Genomic DNA, 12,974 nt, shown 5'->3' on the forward strand with positions numbered 1-12,974 from the left:
GCATCGGCTTTGGCCCGGGCGCCGGCCCACGAGCGCACTTCCGCGCTGCACCATCGATCTCCCTGAAGGAAATTCTTCCTATGAGCACGTCGGAAACCATCGACGTCCCGGACGCGCTGGTCGCGTCGTACACCAAGAGCGGTGACGAGGCCGGGCGGGCCTGGATCGCCGCACTGCCGCACTTGGCCTCCGCATTCCTCGACCGCTGGGAACTGAAGCGGGACGGCGCGGCCGGCTCCGGTGAGGCCTCGCTGGTCCTTCCGGTGGTACGGCGGGACGGAACCCGCGCCGCGCTGAGGTTCCAGATGCCCCGGGAGGAGACCGCGGCGGCGCTGATCGGGCTGCGGACGTGGAACGGTGACGGGGTGGTGCGCCTGCTCGACCACGACCCGGTGAGCGCCACCATGCTGCTGGAACGGCTCGACGGCTCGCGCACCCTGGAGTCCGTCGAGGACGACGACACCGCGATGGGCATCCTCGCCGGGCTCCTCGCCAGGCTCGTCCGCGTACCCGCGCCGCAGGGCCTGCGCGGTCTCGGCGACATCGCCGCCGAGATGCTGGAGCAGGTGCCGCGGGCGGTGTCCGCCCTGGTGGACCCCGCCGACCAACGGCGCCTGCACACCTGGGCGTCCGCGGTGGAGGAGCTGGTGGGCGAACCCGGGGACCGGATGCTCCACTGGGACCTGCACTACGGCAACGTGCTCGCCGCCGAGCGCGAGCCCTGGCTCGCCATCGACCCGGAGCCGCTGGCCGGGGACCCGGGCTTCGACCTGTGGCCGGCCCTGGACAGCGGCTGGGAGGAACTCGCCGCCACGGGCGACGACCTGCGCGTGGTGCGGCGCCGGTTCGACCTCCTGACCGAGGCCCTGGGGCTCGACCGGGACAGGGCGGCGGGCTGGACGATGGGCCGGCTGCTGCAGAACTCCCTGTGGGACATCGAGGACGGCAGCGCCGTCCTGGCTCCGTCCCAGATCGCCGTCGCGGAGGCGCTGGCGATCCGCTGACCGCACGCGCCGGGCAGGTTCCGCACTCCCGGCGGCCGGACCGATACCGAACGCACACCGATACCCAATGAGGAGTGGCATGAGTCTCGTCAGCGTGCACAACGAATGGGATCCGCTGGAGGAGATAATCGTCGGTACGGCCCTCGGGGCGCGTGTCCCCCGAGCCGATCGCAGTGTTTTCACCGTCGAATACGCCGACCAGTACGAGAACCAGGACCAGGTCCCCTCCGGCCCCTATCCGGACCGCGTGCTCAAGGAGACCGAAGAGGAACTCCAGGTCCTGGCCGAGGAGCTGACCAAGCTCGGGGTCACGGTCCGGCGCCCCGGCGAACGGGACAACTCCGCGACGATCACCACCCCCGACTGGCAGACCGACGGCTTCCACGACTACTGCCCGCGCGACGGCCTGCTCTCGGTCGGCCAGACGGTCATCGAGACCCCGATGGCCCTGCGCGCCCGGTTCCTGGAGCCGCTGGCGTACAAGGACATCCTGCTGGAGTACTTCGCCTCCGGCAGCCGCTGGATCTCCGCACCCAAACCGCGGCTCACCGACGACATGTACGATCCGTCGGCGCCCGCGGGGGAGCGGCTCCTGGAACGGGAACCGGTCTTCGACGCCGCGAACGTCCTCCGCTTCGGCACCGACCTGCTGTACCTGGTCTCCGACAGCGGCAACGAACTCGGCGCCACATGGCTGCAGTCGGCGCTCGGGGACACCTACACCGTGCACCCCTGCCGCAAGCTGTACGCCTCCACCCACGTCGACTCCACCATCGTGCCGCTGCGACCCGGCCTGGTGCTCGTCAACCCCTCGCGGGTCAACGACGAGAACATGCCGGACTTCCTGCGGTCCTGGCAGACCATCACCTGCCCCGACCTGGTGGACATCGGCTTCACCGGCGACCGGCCGCACTGCTCGGTGTGGATCGGGATGAACCTGCTCGTCGTCCGCCCCGACCTCGCGGTGGTGGACCGCCGCCAGACCGGGCTGATCAAGCTGCTGGAGAAGCACGGCATGGACGTGCTGCCGCTGCAGCTCACCCATTCCCGGACCCTCGGGGGCGGTTTCCACTGCGCCACCCTCGACGTCCGGCGCGGCGGGTCCTTGGAGACCTACCGCTTCTGACCGCTCCGACCGCCCCGCGGCGGCCGTTCCCCCGAGCCGCCGCGGGGCACCGCACCCTCACATCCCGACCGCGACAGGAGGCTGTCCCCCATGATTGGCTACGGGGTCTGCGTCGGCCCGACCGACCTCTTCGACCGTATCTGCCGCCCGGGCATCGAGCGCGTCCGCACCCCGGGCAGCCCGCTGTTCACCATGCGCCACCAGCGCTCCATGTTCGAGGCGTACAACGCCCTCTTCGACCAGGCGGCCGCCAACTCGGACATCACGGGGCTGGTGATGCTCCACGACGACGTCGAACTGCGCAAGAATCCCGTGGACGTGGCCGGACCGGTCTTCGAGGACGAGTCCGTGGGCATGCTCGGCTCGCTCGGCGGCTCGGACACCGTGTCACTGGCCTGGTGGAACGAGAAGGCCACCCGGCGCGGCCGGGTGGCCGACTACGACAAGGTGCACGACCACGGCGCCGGCCGGTTCGACGTCCACGCCGTGGACGACGTCATCCTGTGCGTGAACCGCTGGGTGATCGAGAACGTCCGCTTCCCGCAGGGCCACTACCGCGGCTTCGAGGGGCTCGGCGTCATCCTCGCCACGCTGGTGCGCGCCGCCGGAAAGAAGGTCGTGGTCGAGGACCTCCAGGACGTGATGCACCACAACGCCGGCCGCGGATTCAACGGGCTGAAGGACTGGCGCCACAACGAGCTGCGCTGGCACCGGGAGTTCTTCGACCTCGGTCCGCTGGAGCGGCTGGGAAACCACCTGGAGGACCTGGCCGTACCGGCCATCCCCGCCCGGATAGCCGCGCGGCGCCTCGCACTGCGCGCCGCGGGCCGCGGCCGCGAGGTCAGCGACGGGGAGTCGGGCGACCCGGCGATCGACGTCCTGGTGGACGGCTGGTACCGGCGGTGCAGGCGGCTGCGCGGCCGGATGACGGTGTGAGGAGAGGACATGGCGAACTACACGCGGCTGCGCTACGACGTCACGAAGATCCCCGTCGCCGAACTGGTCCGCGAGATCATGGCGGTGGACGACCTGGAGGGCCTGGCCGCCAGTGACGTGCCGGCCACCCGCGAGACCGACCAGAGCACGCCCTACCACCGCCGCTTCTACGACAACTTCGACGTCGTGGCGCCGGTCTACCGCAAGCTCGCCCAGGAGCTGTTGGGCCAGGACACGGAGGAGCTCTACCTCCAGCGGGTGCCGACCTTCCGGGTGCACCTGCGCAACTCCCTCGCCGTCGGCTCCTGGCACCGCGACCGCGACTTCGGCCACGACCCCTCCGAGGTCAACTACTGGGTGCCGCTCACCAGGGCGTTCGGCAACAACACCGTCTGGATCGACCACGAGCCGGTGCACGCCGAGTACGGCGAGGTCATCGTCTTCGACGGGGCCAACTCCTGGCACGGCAACGTCGTCAACGACACCGACATCAGCCGGGTCAGCATGGATTTCCGCACCCTTCCCCGTGACCGGTACCGCCCCAACGCGAAGACATCGGTGTCCTTCGGAATGCCGTTCCTGCTCGGGGAGTACTGGGACATCATCTGAAAGGCGGTCGCCATGGACACACCCCCGCACGCACCCCCGCACGCACCCCAGGGCCGTCCCGAGGACGAGCGCACCGACGAGGCCCTCGTCCATCTGGACGACCGGTTCCGGCAGTTCGTGGCCGGCCTGCCGAATGACCGTCCGGTGTGGTTCTGCTTCTTCTCCTCCGGGCTCCTGCACGTCATCCAGCACTTCCTGCGGTTCCTCCCGCCGGACCTGAACTGCGCCTTCGTCTGCACCGGGCTGACCCCCGCCGAAGTCGAGGTCCGCGACAGGATGAGCCGCGGCCTGCCCGCCTTCGACATGGACGAGCCGGTCGGCAGCCACGAGATCTTCGAGTTCCTGCTCCGCAACCTCGACCGGCCCTTCGGCATCGTCGACAGCGACTGCTTCGTCATGGAACCCGACTGGTTCACCCGGTGCACGGACGGCCTCGCGCCGGACGTTGCGGTCAGCGGACCGCTCAGCTACGGTCCCATCCCACTGGCCGCTCCACCGTTCCTGGCGATCAACCCGGCGGCCCGCCCCTCCATCGAGCGCGCCATCGGCGGGCCCGTGTCCCCGGCCGCCTACGCCTACGCCCCTCCCGGACCGGAGCAGGAGATCGACGGCGCCATGGTGCGCCTGATCCGGCCCCACCACGAGGCGGCGCTGGCCCGGGTGCTGGCGCTCGAGGAGCACCGGCTGCCGTTCCCGCAGGGCGGACTGCTGGACGTACTGGACGACGGGCGCGAGGTCCGCAGCCAGGAGCGGTACCACCACGTACAGGACGGCCACAGCGTGATCCGCGTCGTCTTCGACGGGCTCATGTTCTACCAGCTGATGGCCCTGGCGGCGGGCTGGCGCATCGCGCACTTCCACAGCTTCCCCGGCACCAAGGTCTTCGCCCCGGAACTGGTCCACGCGGGCGGCATCTCCTACTGGCACCGGCTGCGGCCCAGCGAGGTCGCCGCCGGAATCCACGAACTGCCGTGGTCGGCGCACATCGACGCGCTGCTGCTGGAGGACTTCAACTCCCGCCCGGACGCGCCCGATGCGTACCTGGCGCGCGGCACCCGGCTCGCCGCGAACCTGCGGCGCTCCGAACTCGATCTGGCGGGCCTGCGCAAGCAGCTGCGCGAGCGGCTCGCCGGGGCCGGCGTCGACGTCACCGATCCCCGGTGGCATCCCGTGGTCGGCTGAGGGCGGGGCGGGCGATGCGCGTACTGCTGACCGGCCACCAGGGCTACCTGGGGACCGTCATGGCCCCGGTCCTGGCCGCGGCCGGACACGAGGTGACGGGCCTGGACAGCGGCCTGTTCGCGTCCTGCGTCCTGGGGTCGCTCGACACCCCGGACGTACCGGGGCGGGCCATGGACCTGCGCGAGGTCACCGTGGGGACGCTGCGCGGCTTCGACGCCGTGGTGCACCTCGCGGCGCTGTCCAACGACCCGCTGGGCTCGCTGGCCCCGGAGGTGACCTTCGCCGTCAACCACCACGCCTCCACCCGGCTGGCCCGGCTCGCCAAGGAGGCCGGGGTGCGCAGGTTCGCCTACGCCTCCACCTGCTCGGTGTACGGGGCGCAGTCCGGTGACGGCCTGGTCGACGAGGACGCCCCGCTGAAGCCGGTGACGCCGTACGCGGTGTCGAAGGTGCGGGTGGAGGACGACCTGGCCGAGCTGGCCGACGGGCACTTCACGCCCTTCTTCCTCCGCAACGCGACCGCGTTCGGCTTCTCGCCCCGCCTGCGCACGGACATCGTGCTGAACAACCTGGTCGCGGCGGCGGTGCTGACCGGCAGGGTCACCGTGCTGTCGGACGGCACCCCCTGGCGGCCGCTGGTGCACGCCGAGGACATCGCCCGCGCGGTGGTCGCGGGGCTCGCCGCGCCGTCGGACGCGGTCCGGGCCCGGGCGTTCAACGTGGGCACCGAGGAGAACAACCGAACCGTCGCCGAGATCGCCGAAGCCGCCGCGGAGGCGGTGCCCGGCTCGGTGGTGGACATCACCGGCGAGACCGGCAGCGATCCGCGCTCCTACCGTGTCGACTTCGCGCGGGCCCGCACCGAGCTGGGCTTCCGGGCACGGTGGAGCATCCCGGACGGCGCGGCCGAGCTGCGCCGGGAGTACACCGCGCGCGGGCTGACGGAGACGGCGTCCCGGGGGCAGTTCACCCGGCTCGAGGTGCTCACACGACTGCGGCGGCACGGAACGGTGGACGAGTCCATGCGGATCCCGGCGGGTTGAGACGGCCGGTCCGAGGAGGGAGGAGAGCAACGTGAGCAGGGTGACGGGAAACTCGGACATCCCGGTCGTGCTCCTGTGCGGGGGCTACGGCACCCGCATCCGGGAGGCCAGCGACCGCTTGCCGAAGGCCATGGTCGAGATCGGCGGCCGGCCGATCCTGTGGCACATCATGAAGATCTACGGCCATTACGGCTTCCGCCGGTTCGTGCTCTGCCTGGGCTACAAGGGCTGGGAGATCAAGCGGTTCTTCCTCAACTACCGGGCCCAGATGTCCGACTTCACGATCTCGCTCACCGACGAGCACCGGATGCACTTCCACGACGACCGGGCCGACGAGAACTGGGAGATCACCTTCGCCGAGACGGGCCTGGACACGGCGACCGGCGCGCGCCTGCGCCGGGTGCGGCACTACGTGGACACCGACGACTTCATGATGGGCTACGGCGACGGCGTCGGGAACATCGACCTGGCCGCGCTGGAGAAGGAGCACCGCGCCGCCGGACGGATCGGGACGGTCACCGGCATCCATCCCACCTCGAAGTTCGGCGAGATGGACGTCGCGGGCGGCGAGGTCGTCGAGTTCAACGAGAAGCCCACGCAGGTGACGGGCTTCGTGTCGGGCGGGTTCTTCATGTTCCGCCGGGAGTTCCTGGACGACTACCTGGACGACGATCCGATGCTGTGGCTGGAGAGCGAGCCCCTGCAACGGCTGGCCAGGGACAAGCAGTTGACGCTCCATCAGCACCACGACTTCTGGTGCGCCATGGACACATACAAGGACCACCAGCACCTGAACGCCCTGTGGTCGGCGGGCAACGCCCCCTGGAAGGTGTGGGACCAATGACGGGAGTGCGCGCATGAAGGTGGGGATCGTCGGAGCCGGCCGGATGGGCGGGCTGCACGCGAGAACGCTGGCCGCCCTGCACGAACCGCCCTCGCTGCTCTTCCACGACGTCGACCAGGGCGCCGCCGAGCGGCTCGCCGGCTCGCCCGGGACGGGCCCCGGCGGGCCGGGCCGGGCCCGGCGGACCCTGGAGGAGGTGCTGGCGGAGTCCGACGCCGTCGTGGTCGCCACCCCGGCCGGCCGGCGCCGGGCGGCCCTGTCGGCCGCCTGCCGGGCGGGCCTGCCCGTGTTCTGCGAGAAGCCGCTGGCCGCCGACGTGGAGGAGGCGCGGGAGCTCGCCGCTTCCCTCGCGGGAGTCCGGCTGCACGTGGGGTTCCAGCGGCGCTGCGACCCCGAGTACCGGGTCCTGCGCGAGGAGATCGCCTCGGGACGGCTGGGGCGGATCCTGCTCGTCCGGTGCACGGCCTTCGACCGGGAGCCGCCCGCGGGCGCGTACGAGCGGACCGCCGGGGACATCTTCACCGACTGCCTGGTGCACGACATGGACGCCGTGCACTGGCTGACGGGACAGCACACGGTCGCGGTGCAGGCCGATGGGGCCCGGCTGCTCGGCGGTGGCGGGTACGACGTGGCCACCGCCGTACTGACCCTCTCCGGCGGCGCCCGCGCCGTCCTCTCGGCCTCCCGGCTCGACCCCGAGGGCTACGACCACCGGGTCGAGGTCCTCGGTACGCGGGGATCGCTCGCGGTGGGGCTCGGCGAGCGGACGCCGCTGCGCCGGGTGGGGCCGGGGCCGGCCGGCGGGGCGGCTCCGGTGGGGCCCGGGCCGCGGTCCCCGTACCGGGACTTCACCGACCGCTTCGAGGAGGCGTACCGGCAGGAGATGCGGGCGTTCCTGCGGATGGTGACGCACGGCGAACCGAGCCCGTGCACCCTGCGGGACGCGCTGCTGGCCCAGGAGGTGGCCGCGGCGGCGGGCCGCTCGGCGCGGACCGGCGCCCGGATCGCGCCGGGCGGGGGTCCGCTCCCACCGGAGGCCGGGGCGGGGGCATCCGCGTCTCCTGCGACCGCGTCCGCCGAGACCGTGTCCCCGGCGACCGCGACTCCGGTGACCGCGTCCCCGACGACCGCGGTCGCGACCGCGGTCGCGACCGCGACCGCGTCGGGCCGGACCCGGTGACGGCCCGGACCGCGGGTGCCGCGCTGTCCGGCGGGTGGCGGCGGGGCGCGGTGGCGGGCGCGGCCGTGCTGACGCTCCTGACGGTGTCCGCGGCCACCCCCGCCAAGGGCAGGGCCCCCGCCACGGCCCCGGACGCCGGTGCGCCGGTGCGCGACGTGATCCTTCTGGTCGGGGACGGCATGGGCGACTCCGAGATCACCGCCGCCCGCAACTACGGCCCGGGAGCGGGCGGCCGGCTGGCCATGGACACCCTGGCGGTGACCGGCTCCTCCCTCACCTACGCGGTGGACGGGCGCGGCAGGCCGGACTACGTCACCGACTCGGCCGCCGGAGCCACCGCCTGGGCCACCGGCCACAAGACGCTGAACGGCCGGGTCTCGAAGTCGGCGGACACGAACCGGCCGCTGCCGACGCTGCTGGAGCTGGCCCGGAAGCACGGGTACGCCACCGGCAGCGTGACCACGGCCTCGGTCGCCGACGCGACGCCCGCCGCCCTCACGGCGCACGTGACGGATCGTTCCTGCAAGGGTCCGGCCGACATGGAAGCCTGCCCGGCCGACACGCGCGCCGCGGGCGGCGCCGGCTCCATCGCGGAGCAGACGCTGGCCTCGCGCCCGGACGTCCTGCTCGGCGGCGGCGCGGACCTCTTCGCGCAGACCGTGACCGACGGACCGTACCGGGGGCGGTCCCTGCTGGAGCAGGCCCGCGCGAGCGGCTACCGGGTGGTGCGAGACCGGGCCGAGCTGCGGTCGGCCCGGCCCGGCGAGCCGGTCCTGGGGCTGTTCGCGCCGGACTACGTACCGGTCGAACGGGTGGGCCCCCGGGCGGCCGCCGGCGGTACACCGCCCCAGCGCTGCGCCACGGCCAACCCCGCCCGGCCGCCGGGCACGCCCACCCTGGAGGAGTCGACCCGGGCCGCGCTGGAACTGCTGGGCGCGGGACGTGGACGGCACGGGGCGGGCGGCGGCAAGGGCTTCCTGCTCCAGGTCGAAGGAGCCTCGATCGACGACCGCGCCCACGACGCCGACCCCTGCGGCCAGATCGGCGAGACCCTCGCCTTCGACCGGGCCGTACGGGCCGCGCTCGACCACGCCGCCCGCAACCCGCGCACGCTGGTGATCGTCACCGCGGACCACGGCCACGGCGGCCAGATCCTCCCGGCGGACGCGCGGTCCGCGGGGCTGTCGGCGACGCTCGTCACCGACGAGGGCGGGCTCATGCGGCTCGGCTACGCCAGCGGGCCGGCCGACGACGTACAGGAGCACACGGGGGTCTCCGTACGGGTCGCCGCCCAGGGGCCGCTGGCCCACCGGGTGTCCGGCCTGAACGAGAACACCGCCCTGTTCGACACCGTGCGCAACGCGCTGCGCCTGCGCTGAACGACTCCCCTTCCCCTTCCCCTTCCCTTTCTCCCTTTCCTCCTTCCCCTCACCCTGTCCGCTCACCGATCCGACCCTCAGCACGCCCTCCGCGGCATCAGAAAGGTGTGAAGTCTTGAGCAACTTCCATGAACTACCGAGGTGGCCCCAGCTCTCCGACGACGACGTCGAGGCAGCGGTCGCGGCCCTGCGCTCCAACCGGCTGGTCGGCCTGGGCAACCCCGTGGTCGACGAGTTCGAGGCGGCTCTCGCCGCCGGTCAGGGCGTCGGGCACGCGGTCGTCGTCTCCTCGGGCACGGCCGCGGTCCACCTCGCGCTGCACGCCCTGGACGTCGGGCCGGGCGACGAGGTGATCGTGCCCACCCACACCTTCATCGGGTCGGCGAGCCCGGTCACCTATCTCGGGGCGCGTCCCGTGTTCGCCGACGTCACCCCCGACACGCACTGCCTCGACCCCGACTCCGTCAAATCGCTCATCACCGAGCGCACCAAGGCGATCGTGGTCGTGCACATCAACGGCTGCGCCGCCGACATGAAGGCCCTGGCCGCGGTGGGCGCCGAGGCCGGCGTCCCGGTCGTCGAGGACATGGCCCAGGCCCTGGGCACCAGCATCGGCGGGCGGCCCGTGGGCGGCTTCGGCGACCTGGCCTGCGTCAGCCTCTTCGAGCAGAAGGTGATCACGTCGGCGGGCGAGGGCGGCGCCGTCCTCACGGACAACCCCGTCTTCGCGGAACGGGTACGGCGCCTGCGCAGCCACGGCGAGGGGCTGATCGAGGGCCGCCCCGGCCTGATCTGGGCCCACGAGGTCGGCTACAACTACCGGCTCACCTCGGTACAGGCGGCGGTGGGCCTCGCCCAGCACGCCCGGCTCGGCTCGATGGTCGCGGCACGCCGGCGCAATGCCGCGTACCTCTCCGAACGCCTCGCGGGGATCGAGGGCCTCGAACTGCCCGTGGAGCCGGAGGGCACGGTCCACGCGTTCTGGAAGTACGTGGTGCGCGCCGTTCCGGGCGGGGGCCGGCCGCCGGCCGCCGAGATCGCGGCGACGCTGCGCTCCCGGGGGGTCCCGGTGCTGCTCCGCTACCCGTTCCCGCTGCACAAGCAGCCCGCCTTCGCCGACCACGCCGAGGTGTCCCTGCCGGTCGCGGAGCGGCTGTCGCAGGAGCTGCTGGCGCTCCCCTCGCACCCGGGGCTGGCGGAGGGCCACCTCGACCACATGGCCGACGAGGTCCGCAAGGCCTTCGCGCCGTGACCGGGCCCCGAGCCGCAGGAGAGCCGATGTCCGATTCCGTGTTCCCCGCCCCGCCGCTCGCCGAGGGGCCGCCGGTGCTCCTGGGCACGTCGGCCTTCGGCCAGGACGAGCGGTCCTTCCCCGTCTACGACGCCTACTGGGAGGGCGGCGGCCGGGCCTTCGACACGGCGTGGCTGTACGGCCACGCCTACGGTCCCGGCTGCTGCGAGCGGTCCTTCGGCGCGTGGACCCGCTCCCGCGGCCTGGAGAAGGAGGTGTGGGTCCTGGCCAAGGGGGCCCACACACCGGAGTGCCTGCCCGACCGGGTGGAAGGACAGCTGACCGAGAGCCTGGAGCGCATGCAGCGGGACGGCGCGGCGCTGTACATGCTGCACCGCGACAATCCCGAGGTGCCCGTCGGCGAGTTCGTGACGGTCCTGGCCGATCTCGTCGCACGCGGGGTGATCGGCGGGTACGGGATGTCGAACTGGCCGCTGGAACGGGTGCGGGAGGCGGTGGCGTACGCGCGGGCCCACGGCCTGGTGACGCCGTCCGGGGTGAGCAACCAGTTCAGCCTCATCGACATGGTGCACCCCATCTATCCGGGGACGGAGACCTCCAACGACCGGGCGTGGCGGACCTGGCTGGCGGAGGAGTCCCTGCCGCTGTACCCATGGGCGAGCCAGGGGCGCGGCGCGCACGCCCTGGCGGACCCCAGCGAGCTGCGCACCGGTCCGCTCGCGGAGAGCTGGTACAGCGAGGCCAATGAGCAACGGTTGCTGCGGGCACGGGAGTTCGCCGCCGACCGGGGAATCTCCTCGACCGGGGTCGCCCTCGCGTGGACGCTGTCCCAGCCGTTCCCGGTCGTCGCCCTGATCGGGCCGCGCCAGCCGGAGGAAGTCCGGGACTCCCTGACGGCCGCGTCGTACCGGCTGACCGGGGCGGAACGCGACTGGCTGGAAACGGGGACGGGCACGCTCCCGACGCGCTGACGGCCGGGGACCGCGGCGAGCGGCGGCCCGACCGGGACCTCCCGGGCCGGGCCGCCGGTCGGGCAGCCGGCCGGGCAGCCGACTCCTCAAGGGCGGCGGTCGCGCATCCTGCCGACCGTTTCCAGGGTGCGCACCGCCGCGGTCTTGAGCTGGGGACGCTCCCGTACGAAGCGGCGGACCGCACGTGACGGCTCGCGGCTGAGCCAGTGGAGAGCCGCACCCGGCCTGGGCCGCAACAGGGCTCCTTCGTGCACCGTGAGCTCCCGCGTCTTGAGGGAATCCTTGTAGGCGGCGTCCCCCCTGCCCAGGTCGAGCATGTCGATGCCCGCGGCAGCGGCCGCCTCGATCATGCGGAGATGGAGAACGAGACCGGGGGACAACGGGGCGAAGTCCCGGTCATAAGCGGGGAACCAGCACGACAGTACGGTGCGTGAGCGCAGCCCGAAGTGTGCGGCCACGGGCCGTTCGCCCGCGTAGAGCACCGACAGCACGCCCGAACAGTCGGGTGTGCGCGTGCCGGCGAGGATGTGCACCAGGTTGTTGATCCACTGCTGGGCGAACCGGTCGCGCCGGCCCGTCCGGCGGTACTGGGCCGACTTCCATGCCATGAGCGTTCGCAGGGCCGCCGGGTCCCGTTCGTCGAACACGAACCTCAGCGGCCCGACCCGGCGTTGCAGCCGGCGGTCCTGCGCCAGCGTCGCCTTCAGGAACTTGCGGGAACCCGCGCGGAGCAGGTCCTCGTAGTGGGCGTAGCCGCCGCTGAGGTCGATGACGGGCGAGGCGAACCGCCCCGTCGCGAACGGCAGGAACAGGTCCTGGCCGCTTTCGAGATGGTTGAACTCCCAGACCGTCAGGGAACTGGCGCGCAGGAGCTGGTGCGGATCCACGCGTACGTCGGGATGCAGCACAGCGCCCTGACAGTCGGAGACGCCCAAGCCGATCGCCCGGCCGCGGCCCCACCGGCCGCGCTCGAAGGGGAAGAAGCCGGCGGGCTCGCCGTCCTGACGTACGACCGCGACCCTGGCACCCGGCCGGACCCGGCCGACCGCCCGGCAGAACCCGGGGCTCATGAAGGGATTGGCGACGGGCGCCGTCCTGGCCCGCAGCGCGCTCCACAGCTGGAGGTCCGCCGGGCTCATGTCGGCGGGGTGCATCACGTCGATGCGTTGAGTGGGCACGTCGGCTCCTGGTTCATGGGATGGCTCGCGGGGTTCGGACAGCCGCAGGAGGCGACGCCTCGGCGGACCCCGGCGCACCACCGCGTCGGCCAGGAGGTCTTCGTCAGGCCACCCGCCCGTCTGACCGCGGGGAGTGGCGTCCCGCCGGTGCCGGTGCCGGTGCCGGTGCCGGTGCCATCGCCGTCACGGCGAAGGCGGCAGCCCGCGTCACTCCCCGTCCGGACGCCGAAGCGAACCGGGAAAGGAGGGGTGAGGGGAAGAAGGAGGAGC

At 72.6% G+C, this 12,974-nt stretch carries 12 protein-coding genes; 11 read left to right on the forward strand and 1 reads right to left on the reverse strand.

From position 1 onward, the window contains the following. Window positions 1-80: 80 nt before the first annotated feature. The 11 genes from OTB16_RS13825 (at window position 81) to OTB16_RS13875 (ending at window position 11,526) form a co-directional block, all read left to right on the forward strand. Complete coding sequence (locus OTB16_RS13825; protein WP_267720434.1) at window positions 81-1,004, forward strand: aminoglycoside phosphotransferase family protein; 924 nt, start codon at window positions 81-83, stop codon at window positions 1,002-1,004. Window positions 1,005-1,083: 79 nt separating this feature from the next. Then, a complete protein-coding gene (locus OTB16_RS13830; RefSeq protein WP_267720435.1) occupies window positions 1,084-2,130 on the forward strand; it encodes an inosamine-phosphate amidinotransferase 1 in 1,047 nt (348 codons plus the stop codon). A gap of 90 nt (window positions 2,131-2,220) precedes the next feature. Continuing rightward, window positions 2,221-3,066 carry a glycosyltransferase gene (locus OTB16_RS13835; protein WP_267720436.1) on the forward strand — a complete coding sequence of 282 codons (846 nt, stop codon included), beginning with the start codon at window positions 2,221-2,223 and terminating at the stop codon, window positions 3,064-3,066. A gap of 9 nt (window positions 3,067-3,075) precedes the next feature. After that, on the forward strand, window positions 3,076-3,675 hold the full coding sequence (locus OTB16_RS13840; RefSeq protein WP_267720437.1) for a streptomycin biosynthesis protein StrG: 600 nt from the start codon (window positions 3,076-3,078) through the stop codon (window positions 3,673-3,675). A gap of 12 nt (window positions 3,676-3,687) precedes the next feature. Next, window positions 3,688-4,857: a dTDP-dihydrostreptose--streptidine-6-phosphate dihydrostreptosyltransferase gene (locus OTB16_RS13845; protein ID WP_267720438.1), complete on the forward strand. Its 1,170-nt coding sequence runs from the start codon at window positions 3,688-3,690 to the stop codon at window positions 4,855-4,857. A 14-nt stretch (window positions 4,858-4,871) separates the two neighbouring features. After that, complete coding sequence (locus OTB16_RS13850) at window positions 4,872-5,900, forward strand: NAD-dependent epimerase/dehydratase family protein (RefSeq protein ID WP_267720439.1); 1,029 nt, start codon at window positions 4,872-4,874, stop codon at window positions 5,898-5,900. Between the two features lie 31 nt (window positions 5,901-5,931). Next, window positions 5,932-6,744: a glucose-1-phosphate cytidylyltransferase gene (locus OTB16_RS13855; protein ID WP_267720440.1), complete on the forward strand. Its 813-nt coding sequence runs from the start codon at window positions 5,932-5,934 to the stop codon at window positions 6,742-6,744. 13 nt (window positions 6,745-6,757) lie between these two features. After that, entirely contained in the window at window positions 6,758-7,924 is a 1,167-nt protein-coding gene (locus OTB16_RS13860; protein WP_267720441.1) for a Gfo/Idh/MocA family protein, read from the forward strand. After that, the gene (locus OTB16_RS13865) at window positions 7,921-9,303 is read left to right on the forward strand and encodes an alkaline phosphatase (RefSeq protein ID WP_267720442.1); all 1,383 of its coding nucleotides are present in this window, start codon (window positions 7,921-7,923) and stop codon (window positions 9,301-9,303) included. The genes OTB16_RS13860 and OTB16_RS13865 overlap by 4 nt, the downstream gene beginning before the upstream one ends. A 115-nt stretch (window positions 9,304-9,418) precedes the next feature. Further along, the gene (locus OTB16_RS13870; RefSeq protein WP_267720443.1) at window positions 9,419-10,555 is read left to right on the forward strand and encodes a DegT/DnrJ/EryC1/StrS family aminotransferase; all 1,137 of its coding nucleotides are present in this window, start codon (window positions 9,419-9,421) and stop codon (window positions 10,553-10,555) included. A gap of 26 nt (window positions 10,556-10,581) precedes the next feature. Then, window positions 10,582-11,526, forward strand: coding sequence for an aldo/keto reductase (locus OTB16_RS13875; RefSeq protein ID WP_267720444.1), 945 nt, complete (start codon window positions 10,582-10,584; stop codon window positions 11,524-11,526). 86 nt (window positions 11,527-11,612) lie between these two features. Here the strand turns inward: OTB16_RS13875 and OTB16_RS13880 are convergent, their stop codons facing one another. After that, window positions 11,613-12,680 (reverse strand): GNAT family N-acetyltransferase, encoded by a 1,068-nt coding sequence (locus tag OTB16_RS13880; RefSeq protein WP_384130773.1) that lies wholly within the window; start codon window positions 12,678-12,680, stop codon window positions 11,613-11,615. Window positions 12,681-12,974: the final 294 nt, after the last annotated feature.

Source organism: Streptomyces antarcticus (assembly GCF_026627255.1).
Taxonomy (GTDB): Bacteria; Actinomycetota; Actinomycetes; order Streptomycetales; family Streptomycetaceae; genus Streptomyces; species Streptomyces antarcticus.